This is a genomic window from Mycobacteroides franklinii (assembly GCF_001853795.1).
In the GTDB taxonomy this organism is placed as follows: Bacteria; Actinomycetota; Actinomycetes; order Mycobacteriales; family Mycobacteriaceae; genus Mycobacterium; species Mycobacterium franklinii.
Genome location: NZ_MLIK01000019.1, coordinates 498,832 through 521,103 on the forward strand (window position 1 = coordinate 498,832; position 22,272 = coordinate 521,103).

At 64.1% G+C, this 22,272-nt stretch carries 24 protein-coding genes; 14 read left to right on the top strand and 10 right to left on the bottom strand.

Annotated elements, in window-relative coordinates; all coding sequences use genetic code 11:
- Positions 1–47 precede the first annotated feature (47 nt).
- From BKG76_RS10265 to BKG76_RS10285, 5 genes are read left to right on the top strand one after another with little or no spacing between them, the layout of a single operon-like run.
- Positions 48–920 carry an SDR family NAD(P)-dependent oxidoreductase gene (locus BKG76_RS10265; protein WP_070939103.1) on the top strand — a complete coding sequence of 291 codons (873 nt, stop codon included), beginning with the start codon at positions 48–50 and terminating at the stop codon, positions 918–920.
- Positions 917–1,777 (top strand): SDR family NAD(P)-dependent oxidoreductase, encoded by an 861-nt coding sequence (locus BKG76_RS10270; RefSeq protein WP_070937562.1) that lies wholly within the window; start codon positions 917–919, stop codon positions 1,775–1,777. Before BKG76_RS10265 ends, BKG76_RS10270 begins: the two co-directional genes overlap by 4 nt.
- Positions 1,774–3,312, top strand: coding sequence for a flavin-containing monooxygenase (locus BKG76_RS10275; protein WP_070937563.1), 1,539 nt, complete (start codon positions 1,774–1,776; stop codon positions 3,310–3,312). Before BKG76_RS10270 ends, BKG76_RS10275 begins: the two co-directional genes overlap by 4 nt.
- Positions 3,309–4,343 carry an alpha/beta hydrolase gene (locus BKG76_RS10280; RefSeq protein WP_070937564.1) on the top strand — a complete coding sequence of 345 codons (1,035 nt, stop codon included), beginning with the start codon at positions 3,309–3,311 and terminating at the stop codon, positions 4,341–4,343. The genes BKG76_RS10275 and BKG76_RS10280 overlap by 4 nt, the downstream gene beginning before the upstream one ends.
- Positions 4,340–5,899, top strand: a complete 1,560-nt coding sequence (locus BKG76_RS10285; RefSeq protein ID WP_070937565.1) for a flavin-containing monooxygenase — start codon at positions 4,340–4,342, stop codon at positions 5,897–5,899. Before BKG76_RS10280 ends, BKG76_RS10285 begins: the two co-directional genes overlap by 4 nt.
- Here the strand turns inward: BKG76_RS10285 and BKG76_RS10290 are convergent.
- From BKG76_RS10290 to BKG76_RS10300, 3 genes are all read right to left on the bottom strand, one after another.
- Complete coding sequence (locus tag BKG76_RS10290) at positions 5,850–6,476, bottom strand: TetR/AcrR family transcriptional regulator (RefSeq protein ID WP_070939104.1); 627 nt, start codon at positions 6,474–6,476, stop codon at positions 5,850–5,852. The genes BKG76_RS10285 and BKG76_RS10290 overlap by 50 nt on opposite strands.
- A gap of 129 nt (positions 6,477–6,605) precedes the next feature.
- The gene (locus BKG76_RS10295; RefSeq protein WP_070937566.1) at positions 6,606–7,169 is read right to left on the bottom strand and encodes a peroxiredoxin-like family protein; all 564 of its coding nucleotides are present in this window, start codon (positions 7,167–7,169) and stop codon (positions 6,606–6,608) included.
- On the bottom strand, positions 7,166–8,269 hold the full coding sequence (locus BKG76_RS10300; RefSeq protein WP_070937567.1) for an oxygenase MpaB family protein: 1,104 nt from the start codon (positions 8,267–8,269) through the stop codon (positions 7,166–7,168). Before BKG76_RS10300 ends, BKG76_RS10295 begins: the two co-directional genes overlap by 4 nt.
- Positions 8,270–8,487: 218 nt before the next feature.
- On the opposite strand from BKG76_RS10300, the gene BKG76_RS10305 reads away from it, so the two are divergent.
- From BKG76_RS10305 to BKG76_RS10315, 3 genes are all read left to right on the top strand, one after another.
- Positions 8,488–8,919 (top strand): ester cyclase, encoded by a 432-nt coding sequence (locus tag BKG76_RS10305; protein ID WP_070937568.1) that lies wholly within the window; start codon positions 8,488–8,490, stop codon positions 8,917–8,919.
- 99 nt (positions 8,920–9,018) lie between these two features.
- Positions 9,019–10,758 carry a ubiquinone-dependent pyruvate dehydrogenase gene (poxB, locus tag BKG76_RS10310; RefSeq protein WP_070937569.1) on the top strand — a complete coding sequence of 580 codons (1,740 nt, stop codon included), beginning with the start codon at positions 9,019–9,021 and terminating at the stop codon, positions 10,756–10,758.
- Between the two features lie 75 nt (positions 10,759–10,833).
- Complete coding sequence (locus tag BKG76_RS10315; protein ID WP_070937570.1) at positions 10,834–11,061, top strand: hypothetical protein; 228 nt, start codon at positions 10,834–10,836, stop codon at positions 11,059–11,061.
- Here BKG76_RS10315 and BKG76_RS10320 read toward each other — a convergent pair.
- Positions 11,058–11,744 (bottom strand): histidine phosphatase family protein, encoded by a 687-nt coding sequence (locus BKG76_RS10320; RefSeq protein ID WP_070937571.1) that lies wholly within the window; start codon positions 11,742–11,744, stop codon positions 11,058–11,060. The genes BKG76_RS10315 and BKG76_RS10320 overlap by 4 nt on opposite strands.
- On the bottom strand, positions 11,741–12,667 hold the full coding sequence (gene pheA / locus BKG76_RS10325; protein ID WP_070937572.1) for a prephenate dehydratase: 927 nt from the start codon (positions 12,665–12,667) through the stop codon (positions 11,741–11,743). The genes BKG76_RS10320 and pheA overlap by 4 nt, the downstream gene beginning before the upstream one ends.
- 137 nt (positions 12,668–12,804) lie before the next feature.
- Here pheA and BKG76_RS10330 point away from each other — a divergent pair, with 137 nt between their 5' ends.
- On the top strand, positions 12,805–13,590 hold the full coding sequence (locus BKG76_RS10330) for a DUF2470 domain-containing protein (protein ID WP_070937573.1): 786 nt from the start codon (positions 12,805–12,807) through the stop codon (positions 13,588–13,590).
- Here the strand turns inward: BKG76_RS10330 and BKG76_RS10335 are convergent.
- Positions 13,587–14,276, bottom strand: coding sequence for an alpha/beta fold hydrolase (locus BKG76_RS10335; protein ID WP_070937574.1), 690 nt, complete (start codon positions 14,274–14,276; stop codon positions 13,587–13,589). The genes BKG76_RS10330 and BKG76_RS10335 overlap by 4 nt on opposite strands.
- A 22-nt stretch (positions 14,277–14,298) precedes the next feature.
- Here BKG76_RS10335 and BKG76_RS10340 point away from each other — a divergent pair, with 22 nt between their 5' ends.
- From BKG76_RS10340 to BKG76_RS10360, 5 genes are all read left to right on the top strand, one after another.
- Positions 14,299–15,060 (top strand): CPBP family intramembrane glutamic endopeptidase, encoded by a 762-nt coding sequence (locus BKG76_RS10340; protein WP_070937575.1) that lies wholly within the window; start codon positions 14,299–14,301, stop codon positions 15,058–15,060.
- Between the two features lie 305 nt (positions 15,061–15,365).
- On the top strand, positions 15,366–16,307 hold the full coding sequence (locus BKG76_RS10345) for an LCP family protein (RefSeq protein WP_070937576.1): 942 nt from the start codon (positions 15,366–15,368) through the stop codon (positions 16,305–16,307).
- Between the two features lie 18 nt (positions 16,308–16,325).
- On the top strand, positions 16,326–16,883 hold the full coding sequence (locus tag BKG76_RS10350; RefSeq protein ID WP_070937577.1) for a ferritin: 558 nt from the start codon (positions 16,326–16,328) through the stop codon (positions 16,881–16,883).
- A gap of 171 nt (positions 16,884–17,054) precedes the next feature.
- On the top strand, positions 17,055–17,600 hold the full coding sequence (locus BKG76_RS10355) for a ferritin (RefSeq protein WP_070939105.1): 546 nt from the start codon (positions 17,055–17,057) through the stop codon (positions 17,598–17,600).
- Between the two features lie 133 nt (positions 17,601–17,733).
- Complete coding sequence (locus BKG76_RS10360) at positions 17,734–18,651, top strand: SAM-dependent methyltransferase (RefSeq protein ID WP_070937578.1); 918 nt, start codon at positions 17,734–17,736, stop codon at positions 18,649–18,651.
- A gap of 103 nt (positions 18,652–18,754) precedes the next feature.
- On the opposite strand, the gene BKG76_RS10365 is transcribed toward BKG76_RS10360, so the two are convergent.
- The 4 genes from BKG76_RS10365 to msrA form a co-directional block, all read right to left on the bottom strand.
- On the bottom strand, positions 18,755–19,642 hold the full coding sequence (locus BKG76_RS10365) for a glycerophosphodiester phosphodiesterase (protein ID WP_207543764.1): 888 nt from the start codon (positions 19,640–19,642) through the stop codon (positions 18,755–18,757).
- A complete protein-coding gene (locus BKG76_RS25215) occupies positions 19,617–20,780 on the bottom strand; it encodes a DUF4328 domain-containing protein (RefSeq protein ID WP_109420684.1) in 1,164 nt (387 codons plus the stop codon). Before BKG76_RS25215 ends, BKG76_RS10365 begins: the two co-directional genes overlap by 26 nt.
- An 81-nt stretch (positions 20,781–20,861) precedes the next feature.
- The gene (locus BKG76_RS10375; RefSeq protein WP_070937579.1) at positions 20,862–21,188 is read right to left on the bottom strand and encodes a rhodanese-like domain-containing protein; all 327 of its coding nucleotides are present in this window, start codon (positions 21,186–21,188) and stop codon (positions 20,862–20,864) included.
- Between the two features lie 244 nt (positions 21,189–21,432).
- The gene (gene msrA / locus BKG76_RS10380) at positions 21,433–22,167 is read right to left on the bottom strand and encodes a peptide-methionine (S)-S-oxide reductase MsrA (RefSeq protein WP_070939108.1); all 735 of its coding nucleotides are present in this window, start codon (positions 22,165–22,167) and stop codon (positions 21,433–21,435) included.
- Positions 22,168–22,272: the final 105 nt, after the last annotated feature.

The following is a 22,272-nucleotide window of genomic DNA, read 5'->3' on the forward strand; positions in this document are numbered from 1 at the left end:
ATGGACGCAGCACCCTTCCCGTTCGCGATCAGACCGAGGTGCCAACGATGCCGGTAGCGGTTGTCACGGGAGCGGGCAGCGGCATCGGCCGGGCGACCGCCGAGCGCTTCGGCCGTAAAGGCTGGGCCGTTGTGGTCTCCGACATCAACGAGACCACCGGAGCCGAGACCGTGGATCGCATCACGCAGGGTGGCGGAACCGCGGTGTTCCGACGCCTGGATGTCGCCGATCTGCACGATTGGGAACGATTCACCGACTGGGTGTGCCAGGAATACGGCCCTCCCGACCTGCTGGTCAACAACGCCGGCATCCTCATCGCGGGCGGTTTCCTGGAGCAGACCGGTGCGGACTGGCGTCGCATGATCTCGATCAACATGATGAGCCCCCTGGTCGGCTCACGATTGTTCGTGCAACGCATGGTCGAGGCCGGTGCCCAGGGCCACATCGCCAACATCTGCTCCGTAGGAGCATTCATGCCAACTCCGCTAGCGCCCTCGTATGTTGTTGCCAAACAAGGAGCTTGGTTTGGCACGCAGGCGTTGCGCGCCGAGTTCGGTTGTCGCGGCATCGGCGTGAGCGCGATCTGCCCAGGACTGATCGATACCAACCTTTCGGCCAACGGAACACGGAGCGGCGTCGACGAGCAAGCCGGAACCGGCTGGACAGACAAGCTGAATCGCGGTCAGCACTTCTTCGGCCGCTCGGCCGACCACGTCGCGGAGGCAGTCGAACGGTCCATGCGCTGGAATCTGTCCACTGTCCCGGTCGGATTCGAGGCCTGGCTCGGATGGTTCCTGTATCGGCTGTCGCCGGGCCTGATGCGTGGAGTCCTGGGCGTCGCACAGATGTCACTGGCCGAGCGCGCTGTTGATCTGAGCTCACGCGCACTCACCACCCTGGGTATCGGAGGAAAGCGATGAAAACAGCGATTGTGACCGGAGCCGGGTCGGGTATCGGGCGAGAAACCGCACGCCTCTTTGCTTCTCGCGGACATCGGGTCGTTCTGGCGGATATCAACATCCATGCCGCCGAGGATGCCGCCGGCGAAATAGTCACCGCCGGAGGCAAGGCCGTGGCATATCAACTGGATGTCGCGGATGAACAGCAGTGGGAGACCTTCGGCAAGTGGGTCGACTCCGAATACGGCGCCGCGGACCTACTCGTCAACAACGCCGGGATCATGGACTGGGGCGGATTTGTCGACATGTCCGCGGAGCAGTGGCAGCGCACCATGGACATCGACCTGATGAGCGTTATCTACGGCTCACGGATCTTCGCGCAACAGATGATCGACGCGGGGGTTCGTGGGCACATCGTCAACATCTCCTCGGGTGCAGCCTTCTTGCCGCACAAGATGATTGCCGCATACGGGACCGCCAAGGCGGCGGTGCTCATGGCATCACAGTCACTCCGGGTGGAATTGCGCCGACACGGCATCGGCGTGAGCGCCATCTGCCCGGGCGTCATCAACACCAACCTGATCGCCAACGGTCATCGCGCCGGCATCAGCGAGGACGACGAGCAGCGCTGGCATGCGCAGGCAGGCAAGATCCAGGCAATCAGCTACTCGGGCCCCGACAAGGTGGCGCGTGCCATCGAGCGATCTGTACGGCACAACTGGGCCGTCGTACCTGTCAATCCCGAATCCTGGTTCATCTACGGCCTCTATCGCTTGTCGCCCAGCTTCAGCCGGGTCGTCACGGGTATCGGATCATTCGAATTGGCCGACGGTGTGATGTCCCGGCTGCAGCCCCTACTGAATCGGGTGGAGAAATGAGTACCGGCCAACCGGAATACGAGGTCGCCGTGATCGGCGCCGGACCCGGCGGTATTGCGGTTGGCGTCAAGCTACTGCAGGCAGGCATCAGAAACATCGTGCTGCTGGAACGAGCCGACGATGTGGGCGGCAGCTGGCACGAGAATCACTATCCCGGCCTTGGCGTGGACGTTCCGTCCTTCGCCTACCAGTACTCCTTCGCACGGAATCCCCAGTGGAGCAGGATCTTTCCGAAGGGCGCCGAGGTCAAGCAGTACCACGTCGACGTGGCCAAGCGCTTCGGCGTCTACGAGCGTGTGCGCTTCAACACCAACGTGGACCGGGAAGAGTGGGACGACGAGGACGGGTTCTGGAAACTGCACACCGGCGACGACTCCGTCGTGACGGCACGATTCTTGATCAGTGCTATCGGTGCCTTTGTGCGTCCCAAGGCCGATGTCGGCATCGCCGGTGCGAACGCGTTCGGCGGCAAGGTGCAACGCCCCTCCGAGTGGGACCACGAGTTCGACATGGCAGGCAAATCGGTCGGAATCATCGGCACGGGTGCCAGTGCCGTGCAGATCATTCCGACCATCGCGCCGCAGGTCTCACATCTCACTGTCTTCCAGCGCACACCCGTGTGGTCACTACCCAAACCGGATCTCACCGTGGGGCCCATCCTGCGCCCGTTATACGCGGCACCCGGCGTGCAATCGGCGCTCAATGGCGCGGTATTGGTGCTGGCAGATATCTTGCTCCGCTCGCTGAGTAAGGCCCCATTGCGCTGGTCGCGGCCGGTGATGGACCGGTTCGATGCGGCGTGTATCGCCGCGTACCGGCGGTATATCCGCTGGGTGGTGCGCGATCCCGCGACCGCCGAGAAACTCACCCCGAACTTTGGGCCACTTGCCAAGCGCCCGACGATCTCCAATGGGTACCTCAAGTCCTACAACCGAAACAACGTCGCGCTCATCACCGACCCGATCGCGCGGATAACCAAGAAGGGCGTTCGAACCCACGACGGTGTCGAACATCGATTCGACGTACTAATTCTCGCCACAGGCTATGAGGTGTTCTCGGACCCGGAAACATACAGGCCCGGGGCCGTCTTGGGCCGCAACGGGTTTGACTTGGCCAAGTATTACGCCGAACACGGACTCCAGGCGTATGAAAGCGTCGCTGTACATGGGCTGCCCAACCGATGGACACTGTGCGGACCGTACTCGTGGACAGGATCCGGCTGGCATGCCTTCATGGAGATGACATCGGATCATGCGGTACGCGCGATCACCGAGACCAATCGGCGCGGCGCGGATCACTGTGAAGTACGCAAGGAGATCGCCGACGCCTACCACCACACGGTACGGCGGCGATCCGAGGCTATGCGCTACTACCTGGCCGAGCTGAACGGACATGTCCCGACCTACTATCGGAATTCCCAGGGCGACAGCACGTATCTGCGGCCCGCGGGCTTCTTCGAAGCACGTCGCAGCACCCGTGAGTTCCCCCTTGGCGACTATCTCTACGAAAAGCATCCGGCGGAGGCATTCGTATGAACGACCCAGTACACAGCTCCACCCCCCATGGCGCGGTCACCTTCGACACGAAGGGCAGCGATTCAGCCTTGCAACGGTCTTCCCACGCCATGGCACGGATGATCCTGCGCCCCACATTGGAGGCACTGGCGCGGCTCGGGGCCCGCTATCCCCGGGCAAGAGCGCGCGGATTCCGGGCCGCCAATTTTGTCGAACTGGCGGCCTACCCATTGCGTCCTAGTCTGGGCACCCGGCGCCGCATCGTGACATTTCCCAGATTTCGCGCAGAGTGGTTGTGGGACAAGACTCTTCCCGAACCGGAGAGCACATCGGGGGGTGCGATCCTGTACTTCCATGGCGGCGCGTTCATATTGGGCGGGCTGCACAGTCACCGACGCATGGCCGCACGCCTTGCGCGTGCGGCGGGGACACCCGTTCTCGTCGTCGACTATCGCCAACTACCACTGGCGCATATCACCGACTCCGTCGCCGACGCGGTAGATTCCTATCGCTACCTGCTGGATAGCGGTTACGCAGCCGACAGCATCGTGTTCGCCGGCGATTCGGCCGGTGGCGGCCTAGTTTTCAGCGCGGCTCTGGCCGCGCGCGATAGCGGGCTACCGATGCCCGGCGGCATCGCGGCCATCTCACCGTGGGCCGATCTGGATTGTTCGGCAAAGCGGGCTCATCCGAACGAAGCGCACGACGCGATGCTGTCCGGCTTCATCCTGTCCGTTCCGGGTGAGCTGGGTATGGCTCGCGACGGCGCGCTCGACCCGTCCTGGTCTCCTGTGAATCACGATTTCGCGGGTATGTCACCGGTTTTCATACAGGTCGGCTCACACGAGGTACTCCTGGTGGACGTCGAATTGCTCGCCCGGCGCTGCGCCGAAGCACATGTGCCATGCACAGTTCAGGTGTGGAATCACGCCGTCCACGACTTCCAGATAGCAGCCGACATCTTGCCGGACGCGCGCGCCGCCATTGCCGACATGGCGCAATTCATCCGCGGAGTCTCTGATCCCAACAATCTCAAGGCAGGCACATCGTGAGCACTCGCACCCTCCCCCAGCATGAGGTTCTCGTGGTAGGCGCTGGATTCGGCGGCATAGCCGCCGGCGTCAAGCTGCGCCAGGCAGGTGTCGAAGATTTCGTCATCGTCGACAAACATCCGTCGGTGGGCGGTACTTGGTTCATCAACAAGTATCCCGGTGTGGCGGTAGATATTCCGTCGTTCATCTACAGCTTCTCCTTCGCCCAGACAGGCAACTGGAGTCGACTGTTCGCGCCGGGCGAGGAACTGCAGCAGTACGCCGAGGACGTCGTCGACGGACACGGGTTGCGCGACAAGCTACGGCTGGGAACAACCGTGCTGGGCAGCAGATTCGACGAAGCCACCGACATCTGGCATGTCGAGACCGATCGTGGAGAGATCACCGCCCGCCATGTGATCGTGGGGATCGGCGGTCTGGAGGTGCCCAATCTTCCCGACATTCCCGGTATCGATACCTTCGCGGGCAAGCTCCAACACACCACGGCGTGGGACCACGACTACGACCTCACCGGTAAGCGGGTCGCCGTCATCGGAACAGGTGCGACAGCACTGCAACTGGTTCCGGCAATCGCCGATCAGGTCAGTCACCTCACCGTGTTTCAGCGCACCGCGATCTGGGTCGCCCCGAAGCTCGATTTCAAGACGGGTCCCGTCAGCCGGTTCGTCTTCGGTAATCGTCTGCTGCGGGCCCCCTTGCGCGGTATCGGGATGGCGCTCGTTGAGCTCGGGCTGGGCGGTGCGCTACTCGGTGGGCAGCTGCTCGGTGAGCGGCTGTACAAGGCTGTGTTGGAGGGTGTGGGACTGGCACTGCGCGGGTGGATGTGGACTCAACTGCCCAGCCACCCCGAGCTACGCAAGAAGCTCACCCCCACGTACGCGTTCGGCTGCAAGCGGCCGTCGATGCACAACGAATGGTTCACCACATTCACCAAGCCACACGTCGACCTGGTGACCGAGCCGATCGAGCGCATCACCAAGGATTCGGTGATCACGGCGGACGGCACCGAGCACACGATCGATGTCCTGGTCTGTGCCACCGGCTTCAAGGTCATGGAAAAAGATGCGACACCTCCGTTCCCGTGCCTGGGCCGCGGCGGGGTGGACCTCAACACGTGGTGGGACGAGAACCGCTATCAGGCCTACCAAGGGGTGACGATTCCGGGCTGGCCCAACGCCTACATGCTGATCGGACCATGGGCCTACTCCCCCGGGTCCTATCTTGTCTTGCTTGAATCGACTGTCGCGCATGCCGTGCGGGCCATCACAGAGGCGCGGCGGCGCGGTGCCACCCGTTGCGAGGTGCGCCAGGAGCCGCACGAGAAGTACTGGCAGCAGATGCTGTCGCGTGCGGCGAAGAGCCATCTACCTACGCCGTTATGCGCCGGCTCGAACACCTATTACATCAACTACCAGGGCGACGCAGCCGCCTACCGACCGTCAACCAATACCGAGATGCGCTTACAGAACCGGTATTTCCCATTCACCGACTACCAGTTCACCAACGCTAGCCAGACGAAGTCAGCCGGTCTCGCCACGTCTCGAGGGTCTGCATGAACACGCTGGTCGACTGATCGAGCTCGACCAGACCCATCGTGTGATTGACAACCAACCCCATACCCGTCGCAACGATCGCGGCCACCGCGTCGTCCAGAATTGGACCGTCGGCCACCTCGACGCCCTCGCTCTGCAGTTGCCCCAGAAACACGGCCTTCACACCAGCCTGCAGGCCAGTGACGTTTTCACGAATCCGTTCAGCCTGTTCCAGGTCATGTCGGACAGCGAGCAGATACTCCGCGGTCAACCCGATCCAGTCGGTCTCGGCGCTCAGAACACGCCACTTGGATTCAACGATCGCAAGTTTGGCCGCGGCGTCGTCGGCTGCCATCACCGCCATCGCAACCTGCGCCAGCCACCCTTCGTAATGGATACGCAGGAGATGCTGGCACAACGCATCCTTGCTCTCGAAATTGCTGTAGATCGAACCTTGCGTCCGGCCCGCCTCGGCGGCGATCTGCGCAACCGTGGTGGCGTGAAATCCTCGTTGCAGAAAGACTGTCTCGGCAGCGGAGAGCACGAGCTCACGAGTCTGCGCTTGGAGCTCTTCGCGGGTCAGCGCCCTTGGCATTGACACCCCGCTCGCTAGTCCGTGCGCCCGCGCGCGCATCTTCCGATTCCCGGCTGTAGCCGACCGGCTCGCAGTATATCGAGCTGTCGTGGTCGACTCGATGGTCGTTGCTCGGGACACGGACGGACCTCGTAGCTAGGTGATTACACCAACGGGGTGCCGCAATGCCGCCTGCACCAGGGCATCGGCTATTTCTTCCGCCGGTCCGATGTCGGATGCCTTGTGCGCCCGGAAATCCCATGTGACTTCCCGACCCCCGGCCGTCGTGACGAAGACGCCGCCCAGCTGGTACGGGTCGCCCGTCCGCTGGTACGGATACACACCCTCGCGCATGAGCTTGAGCCATGCTCCCAGGTTGGACGGTCCGATAGTTCCCGCCCGGTACCGCCACAGCCCCATCGTTCGATACAGCGTCTGATCGTGCGTGGTCAGCACCAAAGACCTCGTCTGGGTGCGCTTGCGGAAGGTGAAGCCCTGGATGGAGGTTCCCAGTCCGATGAACACCACTTGCGCTCCGGCAGCGATGATTTCATCGTGATGCCTATTGAGCGACTGAGCTTGGCGGACGGCAAAGGAGCTGCCGAACTGGCGTAAGAAGACGAACGCCACCGGGCCGTCGGCCCACAGTTCCTGGAACTCATGCAGGTGATGACGATCGTCGAGCAGCCTCTCGTTCGCCATGATGTCAATACGCGTCATACCGTCGCCTCTGCCGGCTGTGCCGCGGCAAGGGCATGCATGGGGCATGCGCTCTCGCCCAACGTTCCGCCCTTGCCCTGCTGCAGTTTCAGACCCACGTGATGGTCGAAGGGCACCGTCCCACCGTCCGGCGCATGGCGAATCGCGTTGTGCATATAGCCCCACATCTCGTATCCGAACCACGGCAAGATCAGCTTCTCGACAATCGGATTCCGCAGGGCACGCACCGCACCCTTGATCGCGAGCGTGCCGATGGCGGGCCGCACCCGCATCGTCGTCAATCCACAGATCTCCCGGACGTAAGGGGTAAGCAGCGGGATCGCCGCCCAGATCGCCAGTTTTATCCCGGTCCCCAGAATCGCGTTGGGATACAACGGCGTCCACGGATTGTGCGTCAGGAAGTCAGTGAGTTCCTGAGCCGGCCGCGTGAACGCCATCAGGTTCTTCTCCGCGTTCTGAACCCACGCCTCGACCTCCTCCGGCGTCGTGGGCAGTTCTCCCGCGGGCATTCCCATCAGCTCGCAGACCCGTACCTGCTCCTCGTAGAACTGGCACTCGTCCTCGTACGTCGCGTTCGGGTCGCCGAACTTCTTATAGGCGCGCCACAGGTGCGGCCACCCGACCACATACGTGAACTTCAGTGTTTCAACATGATTGGCCCGGAACAGCTCACCTGTGGATGGTATCTCGCCGTTGATGTGCGAGTGCTTGCGAAACAGGTCCCGCCCGACCTTGACTGCCGCCTCGGTGTCTCCCGCGACGGCTCCCGCGAAGAACAGCAGGCTCCGGCGGACTCGCCCCACCGTGTCGTAGTAGTACGTGGTGTGCTGGCCGACGCCATAGGCACCGTCGGGGTCGAGCACGGAGATGAACAGCCCGGACAGTGCTCCCATGCCGGCCACCATGACGTTTTCGTAGACCTTGAAGCTGAGTGAATCGAGCCCGAAGTAGCCGTCATCCTTACGCGGCGCCTCCGCGATCTGCAGCGCCTTCTTGCCGTTCTTTCCGTGCAGCTTCAGCAGGAAGTCGTACCGGCGGTCACGCCTCCGGCGCTCTTCCACTGTCCCCGCAAATCTCGGATCGTCGCGCAGACTGCCCATTGTCCACTCCCTCGTATCGCATCGCGGTGTCGCTACGCCAGCACAAATTGTAGTGCTATTCAGATTGTATCGCAATACCAGTGCATCAACGGGCCGCCGTGCCGACACGGGAGCCGTCCGCCCGTCCCCTCAACTGACGCGTTTCGGAATATCCGGACCACAGTCCGGTTGTAATGGTGCGGGCGACCACAGTCGGGCCTACGAACAGGAGCGGACACATGAGCGACAACGACGCGCGTGAGCGGGCCAAGGAGATCGTCCGGCGCAACACCGAACAGGTACAGGGGCAGGGCGACTTTGCACTACTGGAGACGCTGTTCGCGGATGATTTCGTGGACCACACCCCGCAACCGGGAACGACCCCTGACAAACAAGGCGTCCGGGTGCTCTATCGGCGGCTGCGCGACGCATTTCCCGACTTCCGCCCCGAGATTCATTGGCAGACAGTCGATGGCGATGTGGTCACTACCTTCAAGACCTACCACGGAACGCATCACGGTGCGTTCCTCGGCATCGAACCGACGGGCCGCGCCGTCCAGTTCGACACCGTCGACGCGATGCGGGTGCGGGACGGACGGATCGTCGAACACTGGGGCGTGGCCAACCTTTATTCCGTGGTGCACCAACTCGGCGGCCGTATCGAGACGTAAAGGCGCGAAGGCATCACGTCATCCGGCTCGCTAGCATCCGATACTGAAGAGCCGATCCATCCCAGCCGCCGACGCGGCTCGACCGATTCGGAGCACACCATGGCACGCACCGTCTCTCAGCTCATTCTCGAAACAGTGAAAGCTGCTGGTGTTCAACGTATTTATGGATTGCCCGGCGATTCCCTGAACGGCTTCACCGAGGCATTGCGTCGCGATGGCACCGTGGAGTGGGTCCACGTACGACACGAGGAGTCCGCTGCATTCGCGGCCGGGGCCGAGGCGGCTCTGACCGGAAACCTCGCGGTGTGCGCCGCCAGCTGCGGCCCCGGCAACCTCCATCTGATCAACGGCCTCTTCGATGCCCATCGCAGCCGGGTCCCCGTGCTCGCGATCGCGTCGCACATCCCCAGTGCCGAGATCGGTAGTGGCTACTTCCAGGAGACCCACCCGCAGGACCTGTTCTCCGAATGCAGCGTGTACAGCGAGTTGGTCGGCAGTGTCGAACAGTTGCCGTACGTCCTCGACATCGCCATCCGCGCCGCCCTCGACCAACGCGGTGTCGCAGTCCTGACAATCCCCGGCGACATCCTCAGCGCCAAGACCGATATAGCGCCTCCATCAGCCCCCATCGGGGCCGGCATCGGCACCCGTTTACCCGATACAGCCTCCCTGGAGCGCGCGGTGCGGGTGCTGAACGGATCACATGCGGTCACCATTCTGGCCGGAGCGGGATGCGAGGGAGCACACGAGGAGCTGCTGGCCACCGCGCGCATCCTGCAGGCGCCCATCGTGCATACCTTGCGCGGCAAAGAATTCGTCGAGCATGACAATCCGTTCGACGTCGGCATGACAGGCCTGCTCGGATTTCGCTCCGGGTACGACGCCCTCGAGGACACCGAGGTGCTGCTGATGCTCGGGACCGATTTCCCGTATCGCCAGTTCTATCCGCCGAAGGCCACCGTCATCCAGCTCGATATCCGCGGCGAGCACATCGGCCGGCGTGTTCGGGTCGACGTCCCTCTCGTCGGTGCGGTGAAAGAGACTCTTCAGCACCTCAACTCGGTCTTGCCACCGCATTCGGACAGCAGGCATCTGGATCGTGCGCGGGAGAACTACACGCGCACGAGGGCTCAGCTCGATCGATTGGCGGTGGACGACCGCAATCAATCGCCGGTGCGCCCGGAACTCGTCGCCCGCAGCATCAACGAGTTGGCGGCCGATGATGCCGTCTTCATCGCCGATGTCGGAACCCCCGTCATCTGGGCGGCGCGATATCTCTCGATGAACGGCCGGCGTCGCCTACTCGGCTCGTTCAATCACGGCAGCATGGCCAACGCGGTGCCGCAGGCAATCGGCGCACAGGCGTCACATCGCGACCGTCAGATTGTCACCCTTTCCGGCGACGGCGGACTGACGATGATGCTGGGGGATCTCATCACGCTGACCCAGTCGCAGCTGCCCGTCAAGATGATCGTCTTCAACAACGGCGCGCTCAGCTTCGTGGAGCTGGAGATGAAGGCGGCGGGCATCGTGAATTACGGTACGGCCCTGGATAATCCGGTGTTCGCCGATGTCGCGAGGGCACTCGGGATCCACGGTATCCGGGTCGAACGCCCGGATCAGCTGGATGCCGCGTTATCGGAAGCGTTCAGCCACCCGGGGCCCGTACTCGTGGAGGTGGTCACCGCCCGTCAAGAACTGTCGATTCCACCGACCATCACCGCCGCACAAGTTGCGGGATTCTCACTGTGGGCCACCCGAACCCTGCTGTCCGGACGTGGCGACGAGCTCATCGACCTGGCCAAGACCAATCTCGGCGCACGCCTGCGCCGCAAGTGACGCGGAAGCCAAAAGATAAGGCCAGACCCCGCGCGGTTACGCGGACTTGTCGGCATCCGGTGCTACAACACTTGTATGAAGAAAACACCGGACTGGCGGCACGCCATCAGCTGCGGTGTGGCATGCCGTGATTGCATCCGAGATATCGACCACTGTCACGGCACACTGATCGTGCATTCCTCGCGTCATGCCGAGTGCACGGACCGTGACTGCGACGGTCAGTACCTGCTACGTCACAGCCTGGTCATCGATTGTATTGCCGCACAATGCGATTGCGCGGGCGAAATTCCGCTGGCGGTCTAACCCATCGGGTCGGCCGACTGCGCCAGTTCCTCGGCGCTGGCGGCCTCCTGGTGCGGGAACGGCGCTGCCGCATCTCCCCAATGCACGCAACTCCACCGTCCGTCCGTAATCGGCGCCAGCACAACGGCTTCCGCGTTGCCCAGGTGACGGTTCACCGCAAAGCCCGGATCCACCCCGGCAAGGGTCGCGGCCACCAGACGAATCGCCGCCCCGTGACTCACGATGACCACATCGCCGGTCGACGCGTCGTTCTCCAAGTGCCGTAGCCGCAGCTCGGCGACCGCGGGCAGATACCTGTCGAACACGTCCTGCGCTGACTCTCCGCCGGGCATCCGGGCGTCGAGATCACCGAAATGCCAACGCTCATACGTGCGATCAAAGACGGCGAACGACTCCAGATCGGTGTGGTCCTCCAGCTCGCCGGCCTGAACCTCGTGCAGACCTTCGATCTGTTCTGCTTGTACGCCAAGGTGTTCGGCGATTTTCGCGGCTGTCTGCACGGCGCGCACTGCCACCGAATGCACCAGGATCGCCGGCGCATGCTCCTCATACCGCTTGGCGAACAGGCGCGCCTGCTGTAATCCGAGTTCGGTCAGCGCCGCGCCCGGCGGTTTGGTGTCCAGTCGACGTTCGACGTTTCCGTAGGACTGCCCGTGCCGGACCAAGACAAGGCGCCCACTCATCGCAGCTTCCCTTCCCGTGTCTCGGCGAGCCATCCCGACGCCTCGTCCAACACCGGCGGATTGGCGCCGGCGGCTGCTGTGGTCCCTCTCGGCCACGATCCCAAATACCGCACATCCTCACAACGTCGATGCAGGCCCTTGAGTGCCTCGCCGACGGCGATGTCGTCGATATGGCCCACACAGTCCAGAAAAAACCGGTAGGTACCCAGGCCCGTGCGAGTAGGGCGGGACTCAATGCGCGTCAGGTCGATGTCCCGGATCGCGAACTCGTTCATGGCGGTGGCCAGTGCACCGGGCACATTGCCGAGCCCCAGGACCACCGAGGTGCGATCTGAGCCGGTAGCGGCCGGTGGCGGCCCTGGCCGCCCCACCAGCACAAAACGTGTGTGCGCATGGGCTTCGTCTACCACGCCGCTGGCCAGGGCATGCAGCCCCAGACGTTCGGCGGCCCATTGCGTGCACACCCCGGCATCGGCCCGCTCGGCCTTCACATCCTCGGCTGCCGCCGCATTCGAGTTCGCGGCCACCAGCTCCGCGTTCGGCAAGTTCTCGGCCAACCATTCCCGCACCTGTGCGGCGGCAATCGGGAAGCCGGCAACGGTCTTCACCTCCCCGGCGGTGGTGCCCGGTCGCACCGCAATGGTGAACGACACCGGCAACACCGTCTCGGCGAAAATCTGCAGCGGCGTACCGACCGCCAGGGTGTCCAGCGTCGGCACCACCGGACCTTCCAGTGAACTCTCGATCGGGACGCACGCGTAGGTGGCGTCCCCACCTTGTACCTGCACCAATGCGTCTCGCGCGCTGGCGACCGAGACCGGCTCCACGTCCGGTGAGCCGGGGATGCGTCCCGTCGCGCGCAGCTTGATCAGTGCGGCCTCGGAGAACGTGCCTTGCGGCCCCAGATACGTGATGCGCTGCACACTTCAAACCTTAGGCGCTCGGCCACTGGGCGAACCCTCGACACAGGCGATGGCACGGGTGTCCCTTGCACTCTCCACGGTCCGTTGTTAACTTAGGCTTACCTCAGTTCGCTAGGTTCGTCAGGAAGAGGGTCGCCATGACCGCAGCACCGCCTACCACCGCCGAGCGCGTGCGATCGGCTTGCGCACGGGCCGCCAGCTCGACCCTGGCCATCGCCGGAGCAGATGTAGTCGGCACCTCGCTGCACCATTTGTTCGACGACGGCACCTTCGCCGTTGCGGTCCCCTCGGATAGCGCCATCGCGGCCACGGTGGTCGCGGCCGGCTCATCCGGAATGCCCGCGCTGCTGGAGCTGACCGATCAGGCGCCCCTTCCGTTGCGTGAGCCGGTCAGGTCTCTGGTCTGGGTGCGCGGCAACGTGGTGGCCGCCTCCGATCGGGAGGCGCGCGGCATTGTCGATGTCATCGCCAGCCGGATACCCAACCCGGCGCTCCTGGATATCCGCACCGATATGCGGCTGCGCACGCAGCCGGGCTCAATACTGCTGTGCCTGGCGGTGGAGTCCGTCGTCGTCGCCGATTCCACGGGAGCCGAATCGGTCGACGTCTCGGCGCTGCTCGGCGCGCGCCCCGACCCCTTCTGTGCACTCGAGGCCGGGTGGCTGTCGCATATCGACCACGACCACCGGGATCTCGTCGAACGCTTGGCCCGTCGTCTGCCCCTGAATCTGCAGCACGGCGAGGTACGTCTGCTCGGCATCGACCGTTACGGCATCCAGCTGCGAGTGGAAGGCAACGAGGGCGACCACGACGTACGGCTGCCGTTCAACGAGCCCGTCAACGACACCGCGGGGCTGAGCCAGGCGCTGCGTATCCTGGCCGGCTGCCCATTCCTCAACGGGTTGCGCGCCCGCAAGATCTAACCGAGCAACAGCTCGCGGAGCACCCGCGCGAACATCGCCGGAGCGTCGCGGTGTGCGAAATGATCCTGTCCGTCAAGCTCTTTCACCCGCACGCCAGGCACGCGACGAGCCAGATAACCCACCGGCTCCCGGAACTGCGGCGGCGAGTTCGCCCCCTCGAGCAGCAGCATCGGGATGACCGAGCGGGCGTACTCCCCGAGGAGCTCTACACAACGATCCAGCGCCTCGAACTCGCGCGACACTGTCGCCGAACGCGCCCTGACCGCCTCACTTCCACTCCGATTCGCTGCCGCTACGGAGTCCGAAACCGGCAGTGGCGGCTCGTACAGCACGACAGCTGCCACATCGAGTCCGCGACGCAACGCCTCCAGGACGACAACCGCACCGAAGGAATGGCCGAGTATCACCGCATTGGGACCGACCTCCGCGGCGACCGCGATCACGTCGTCCGCCTCTCGCGCCAGGCTGTGTTCCTGCGCGTCAGTACTGGCGCCGTGACCCCGCCGGTCGACGAGAAAACAGGTGAAATCGTGCCGCAGCTCTGCGGCGACATCGGACCAGCTCGCCCCCGAATCCATCGCGCCGTGCACCATCACGAGCGGCGGCCCTTCCCCGGACACGGTCAGGCTCAACCGGACGCCATCGGGCGATGCCACATAGCGCAGAGTGCTCACCACATCGGACACTCTTCCACCAATACCAGCCAGAATGAGCGCCGTGGCGGAATCGGACATGTCAGCGCGCACAATCCGTATCGAGATCGGAATTGTGCTCGCCATCAGCTTCGGGATGAGCGCACTCAGCGCCATCCTGCAGTTCACCTCGGCCGTCCTGACGGGATTGTCCGGCCAAACCGTCGCCCTGAATCCTCGCCGCGCTGAGCTCAGTCTGATCGACCTGGGATTGAACCTGGTATCGATCACGCGGCTGGTCGCATGGGGAGCACTTGCGGTCTACCTGTTGTGGCGCAGTGGATTCGGCCCCTCCTCGATCGGGCTCGGCCGCTGGCGCTGGCGGGCCGACGGCCTGGGCGCGCTCGGGTTGGCCGCGCTCATCGGGCTTCCCGGCCTGGCCCTGTACGTGGGCGCGCGCTGGATGGGCATGAGCGCCCAGGTCATTCCCGTCTCCCTCGATGACACCTGGTGGCGCATACCGGTGCTGGTGCTGTCCGCGTTCGCGAATGGCTGGGCCGAGGAGGTGGTGGTCGTCGCCTACCTACAGACCCGCCTGCGCCAGCTGGGTTACGGAACGGCGGCCGCCATCGCGTCCTCTGCGCTGCTGCGTGGTTGCTACCACCTTTATCAGGGAGTCTCGGCCGGTATCGGAAACCTGGTGATGGGTCTGGTCTTCGGATACGTGTGGCACCGCACCGGAAGGCTATGGCCCCTGGTCGTCGCCCATGGCGTCATCGACACCGTGGCCTTCGTCGGGTTCGCGTTGCTCCGGGATCACCTTGGCTGGCTCCGTTAGCCTCATCTCATGGGACGCGCACGATGACCGAGCCCACCATTCCCTTCCGTGGTCGGCGCCCCGACCGACGGGAGGACAGCCAAGTCATCCGCCGGCATCCTCAACCTCCACCCCCGCCACCCGGTAATCCACCGCGGCGGCCAGGTCCCCCACCACCCCGCCGCGCACAGCCGCCACCGCCGCGACCGTCTTCACGTGACCCGCGACCGCGCCGACCTGCTGCGCCGCCCGCACCCCCGCCGCCCACGCGCCCCGCGCGTAAGCGGCGCTGGGGCGCGTGGATACGGCGCACCTTCGTCTTCGCGATGACCCTTGTCCTGCTCGGGTTTTGCACCATCATCGGCACCGCTTTCTGGCTCGACGGGCGGTTACATCACGTCAACGCACTCAACGACTACCCGGATCGCCCCCCGGTAGGCAGCGGGACCAACTGGCTGCTCGTCGGCTCGGACAGCCGTCAGGGCCTCACTCCGGATCAGGAAGCCGAGCTGGCTACCGGCGGAGATATCGGTGACGGCCGTACGGACACCATCCTGTTGGTGCACATACCCGCGTTCTACGACGGTGGGGCGGCCACCATGGTGTCGCTTCCCCGCGACTCGTACATCCCCATCCCCGGAAACGGCAGCAATAAACTCAATGCCGCGTTCTCAGTGGGCGGTGCGGCACTGCTCACCCAGACCGTCGAGCAGGCCACAGGCCTACGCATAGATCACTACGCGGAAATCGGGTTCAGCGGGTTCGCCTCCGTCGTCGATGCGATCGGCGGCGTCTCCCTGTGCCTCGACGAGCCCATCGACGATCCCCTGGCCGGTGTCGATTTGGCGTCGGGATGCCAGATACTCAACGGGCCCAGCGCACTTGGCTACGTACGCAGCCGAGCCACGCCGCGCGCAGATCTGGATCGCATGACACATCAACGCGCCTTCATGACCGCGCTGTTCCACCGGATGAGTAGTCCAGCGGTGTGGGCCAACCCATTCCGCTGGTATCCCCTCGCCACGTCCACAGCCGACGCGATCACCATCGCCGAAGGTGACCACAGCTGGAATCTGGCCCAATTAGGCTGGGCCCTAGCGGGTTCCGTGCAGAATATGACAATGCCCATCGGGTCGTTCTCCTCGAACTGGGCGGGCGACATCGTCACCTGGGATCAGGACGCCTCGGCCCGGCTTTTCGAGGCCCTGCGCTCCGGCCAACAAGTTCCCGCAGACCTCTTACCCGAGCCGGCCACAACGACTCCCTGACGCACTAGGCTTTTCGGTGTGGCTACCACCGATCCGCATGCGCGCGCGTCTTCACCGTTCCTCGAACTGTTGCACGACCAGATCCGCAACGAGTTCACGGCGTCCCAGCAGTACATCGCGATCGCCGTCTACTACGACGATGCCGATCTGCCGCAGCTGGCCAAACGGTTCTACGCGCAGGCGGTCGAGGAGCGCACTCACGCGATGATGATCATCCGGTATCTCATCGACAAGAACGTCGCGGTCACCATCCCCGGAGTCGATCCAGTCATCAACGGGTTCGCCGATGCACGCGAACCCATCGCCCTTGCCCTCGAACAAGAGAAGCGCGTCACCGATCAGATCACCGCGCTCGCGCGCGCGGCGCGTTCATCGGGCGACTACTACGGCGAGCAGTTCATGCAATGGTTCCTCAAGGAACAGGTGGAAGAGGTCGCCACCATGGACACGCTGTTGACGGTCGTCGACCGCGCCGATCATGACCTGTTCGATCTGGAGAACTTTGTGGAGCGCGAGCTCAATCGTCCCGTCGGCCAGGATCCGACGGCGCCGCGGGCAGCCGGGGAAGCACCCTAATCAATTCTGCGCATGACGATTCTCAATTGCCAACGCGGATGAATTAACTTTGGCTAAGTTAAGAATTGGCCAATTAGCTTACGTAATATGCGCCATTTACTTAGGTGAAGATAACCTCATTAAGGTTGACCTTGGGTGACAATGCCCCTGACCTGGCCTATTGTCGATTTCATGTCCGCGACCGACACTCCCAAGACGAAATTCAACGCGCTCCTCCACGATCAGATCGGCCACGAGTTCACCGCGTCTCAGCAATACATTGCAATTGCCGCGTATTTCGACGACGCCGACCTTCCTCAGCTCGCCGCACACTTCTACAAGCAGGCGGTCGAGGAACGGAACCACGCGATGATGATCGTGCGCTACCTCATCGACCGACGCGTCTCCGTCGAGATTCCTCCCGTGGGCGCGGTGACCAACGGGTTCACGGCACCGCGCGAGCCGCTGGCCCTGGCGCTGGCGCAGGAGCAGACGGTCACCGAGCAGGTCACCGAGCTCGCGCGTACCGCCCGGGACGAGGGCGACTACATCGGTGAGCAGTTCATGCAGTGGTTCCTCAAGGAGCAGGTGGAAGAGGTCGCACTCATGGACACGCTGCTCACTGTTGCCGAGCGTGCGGGCGACAACTACTTCGACCTCGAAGAGTTCGTGGCCCGCGAGATCTCGGTTGAATCAAGCGACCCCACCGCACCTCCGGCCGCGGGCGGCGCGCTCTAAGCACCTCATCAAGATGTCCCTCACCTCGGCTCATCGACGGGGTGAGGGACATCTTGCATTTCCGGCCGTGAACCCACACGTTTGCCCGGTTGCTTTCCGATAATCTTTCATGGGATGCAGAGAACATCGCTCGGTGACGGCGCGGCGAAAGGCGGTGCAAAGGTTGTTCCGCGGTAGGCAAATTCAACTGACGTTGACAGCGTCCCGGGCGATCGAGTCGGATCGCACCGAACCGCTGTTCATCGACACCTTCGCCGAAGGCTTGGTGCTGAAGTCTGATGATCCCTATGCGCTTGCGCTGCTGGAGACGGCCCGGGCGCATCCCCCCACCGGTGCCGCGACCGAACGCACACTCTTCCTCGCCCGGTGCCGGGCGGTGATGACACGCCACTACGACGATGCCCTGCTCGCCGCGGCCCAATCCGGTGCCACCCAGGTGGTGCTCCTGGCCGGCGGACTGGATACCCGCGCCTACCGACTGGATTGGCCCGACGGCATCACGGTCTTCGAGATCGATTACCCGGAATTGCTCGAGTTCAAGGCCAGTGTGCTCGCGTCGGTGGGGGCGATACCCCACACCGAACGACGGCAGGTCGCCACGTTCCTCAGTGGGCCGTGGCAGTCGGACTTGACGGCGGCAGGTTTCGATCCCGACCTGCCCACCGCCTGGCTCGCGGAGGCGCTCATCTCCCACCTGCCCGGCCCGAGTCATGACGCGCTCTTTGAGCGGATCATCGAGATGTCGGCTCTGGGCAGCACCATCGCGACCGACACCGACGGGATCTCCCCGTCGGGCCAGTCCTGGGCGGATGTACGTGACGCCCTCGCCGCCGAGGCGTTCAACGCTTCGGAGCTGACCCGTGGCTATGAGGAGCGGACACGATCCAGCGAATGGCTGTCGGGGCACGGTTGGCTGGCACAGACCACCACAGGCCGGGAACTAGCAGATCGCTATGGTTTGCGGACGAACGGAGCACTGGCTGCCTATGTCGACGAGTTCGATGCCCGCAGATTCCTCACCGCAACGCTTCCCGTCACGTACCTGAGCTGAGCGGCAGCGCGGAAACCGTTGCGGTGATCGCGTTTTGCCGCGTAGAGCACATCATCGGCGCGCCGGAGATCCCGCCACTACTGCGATTGCACGAGAGATTCGGCTACAACGTGGTGCCGGTGAGCCCCCGCTGCAGCCAGGATTTGGTTCGGCCGGGGTGGTTGGTGGCGATCCAGGCGACGCCGATGCTCCGGCAGAACTCGACATCCTCGTAGTGGTCGACGGTCCAGCAGTATGTCGCCCGTCCCTGAGCAGCCGCTCTGTCCACCAGTTCCGGATGCTCACGCAGGGTCGCGATGGACGGTCCCACTGCGGTGGCCCCGACAGTGGTCGCCGCACTGCCGCCGAGGTATCGGGAGGTCTCGCCCAGCAGCACTGTCGGCAGCATGGGTGCGGCCCGGCGGATGCGCCACACCGCGGCAGCCGAGAACGACATGACCACCGCGCGCGACATGTCGGCGGACGCGGGGGCGGCAATCCCGAACCGGTGTAGCAGCGCGAGCACTTTGTTTTCGACCAGCGATCCGTACCTGACCGGATGCTTGGTTTCGATGAACAGTTTCACCGGCCGGTTCCAGTCAAGTACGAGCGAAACCAGTTCCTCGAGCGTCAGCAGTCCTGTGCCCGATGACGCCTCCGCACCGCCGGGATGCCAGCTGCCGAAATCCAGGGCGCGCAGCTGGCTCAGTGTCATCTCACTGACCAGCCCGGTTCCGTTCGAGGTGCGATCCACGCGGCGATCGTGAACGCAGACCAGTTGTCCGTCCCGAGTCAGGCGGACATCGCATTCCACCCCATCGGCGCCCTCTTCGAGAGCGAGCTCGTACGCGGCAAGGGTGTGCTCGGGCCGGTCCGCCGACGCGCCCCGGTGCGCGACCACGAACGGATGCTGTGGGTCCCGCCCGGAGGCGGGGACCTCGCTTGTGCCGTCTATATCGTCGGCTCCCCACGCATTGGCCTCACCATCACCAGGCTCCGACGACTCGGTCACGCTCCAATGCTGCCGGTTCCTGGCCCACCGGTTCAACCGCAGCAGCGGAATTGTTGTCGCGTGTCGGCGGAACATCCGGGCGGTCGGCGTCGACGGGCACCGGACCCTGCAGAGATTCCACCGCCAACCAGCGCACCGCGCGGCGATGTCCTTCGGGCGCGGTGAAGCCTTCGTACACCCGGCGCAACGACCAGGCCGCGGCCGCCGCGGCCGCGTAGTCGATGGCCGTGAACAGCGCGTTGTCCGCTACGCCTTGCACCGTCACCGCATCTCGAGACACCCACGTCACCAGGACCAACAGCCATGTCGCGGCCCAGAGGCCCGACCACCACAGGATGTTTCGGTACTGCCGGTACCACCGGTTCTCGATCTTGGCGAGTTCCAGGAGCAGCAGCGGCACGCCCACGATGTTCGCGATGGGAAGCAGGCAGCCCAGCCGAATCTCCCACCGGGCGCGCGGGTCCTCGAATCCCAGGTCACGGTAGGTTTCGGCGCGTCGCGCGATCATCCATTCGGTAAGGAACCATGCGGTGGCCACCATGACGGCGAAGGCGAGCGCGACGCTGACGAGCACTAGCCCATTCGACGTGCTGGCGACGAACCTCGGAATCAGGGCTCCGCGGTTATAAACCATCAACGCATATCGAAGAAAATGTGCACACGAAGTGATTGCCAGGGTGATGATTGTGGCGAGCAGGAGCCGTTCGAGCACCCGGCTGGGGACACCGCCCCCGGCTATCCCTTGGCGTGACGATCCCGACGGGTCGATGTGGTCGACCAGACCCCACCGAGGGATGTACGCGTAGCGCGGCGTCGGACCGAGCGGCCGCGGGCGGCGAGCCGTTTTCGGGGGCGAGCCGGGGCGCACGGCAATCCATCGATATCCCGCGGGGAGCCGTGTCGGACGGGCCGCAGGACGCCCCGCAGGAGTTGCCACAGGCCCCTGCTGCGTTGGCGGAACCCAGTACTTGCCTCCGGAGGGCGGGGCCCCGACGGCTGGGCGCGGCATCGGCGCGGCGGGGCGCAGCGGGGCGGTCATGCCCGGCTCCAGCAGAGTGCCCCGGCACCGTGGGCACCAGTATCGACGCTGCTCACGCACGTTCCACTGAGTACCGCAGCGGGAGCACACCTGGATCATTCGTCCAGCGTAACGGCCTGAGGGGGCACCTCGCAGCGAGTGGGGCGCCGACACCAACCGGCGAGGTCGGTCGCCAGGACCTCAGCTGATGGTCGGCTTACCAGCCTGAACCCAGGCCAGCATGCCACCGGAGACGTTGCTGACGTCGAAACCATTGCGGTTCAGGTACGCCGCGGCGCGCTGAGAACGTCCGCCCGCGTGGCAGATCACCCACAGCGGCGCGTCGGGATCGAGCTCGTCCATCCGGGACGGCACATCACCGAGCGGTATATGTTGCGCGCCCTCGATGTGTCCGGCCGCCCACTCGTCGTCTTCACGAACGTCAAGCAACTTGACACCAAGGTCCAGTGCCGCCGAGATCTCGTCGACGCCGACCTGTGGAACCTCATCGCCCGAAGGGAAGCTCATCGTTCACTCCTGCCGCTCGATTGGTATGACAGCTGAGGCGCCCGCAACTTTTCGCAGTGTGACGCACACCACAGCAATGTCGGCTTATCCACACTATCCACAGGTTGATCCACAAACCACAGGTTGCTCATTTGCATTTGCGCTGGCCAGGACTTCTTCAAGAGGCTCAGCGGGGCTCGCGACGGGGAACCGTAGCACTGCCTGTGCAGAGTTAGCGAATTCATTAACGCGTCCGTGGGATAGCTCACGCCTGTGCCGCACCGCCGGGTGGCACATCCAGGCCGATGGGGCAGGAAACCGAAGTTCCACCAAGTCCGCAGTACCCGTTCGGGTTCTTGGCCAGGTACTGCTGGTGATACTCCTCGGCATAGAAAAAGGTCCGCGACGCATGCCCGACTGGCCCGTCCAGCGGAGCAATCTCAGTGGTGACCGCCCCGTACCCGGCGCCGGCCAAGGCGACCGCGTACCGTGCGGCGCTCTCCGCGGCTTGCGCCGCCTGACCCTCGCCAGTGGTGTAGATGACCGAGCGGTACTGGGATCCACGGTCGTTGCCCTGTCGCATGCCCTGGGTCGGGTCGTGGCTCTCCCAGAACTGCACCAGCAGTTGCTCGTAGGTCACTTCACGGGGGTTGAACGCCACCAGCACGACCTCGGCATGGCCGGTCCGTCCCGAGCACACCTCTTCATACGTGGGGTTGGGCGTGTATCCCCCGGCATATCCCACTGCGGTGGAATAGACGCCCGGGAGCTTCCAGAAGCCGCGTTCGGCGCCCCAGAAGCAACCTTCCCCAAACACCGCGAGATCGAGCCCCTCGGGGAACGGCGGCACCGTGGTGTGACCGTTGACGAAATGCGTGCCGGATATCCGAATGGGGGTGGCACGGCCAGGCAAGGCCGCGCCCTCCTCCACGATTGCCGACTTTCCCGGCTTGCCCCCGTCTTCGAGTCGTCCCAGGATCTGATCGCGAACGTTATCCACCCAAGAAGCCATGCCCTGATGATACGCCGCCGGGTGCCCTCAATTTGCTGGTCTAGCTGGGGTTTCCAGGTACACGCTGGGTGAATTTTCGCGCACCACGATTTG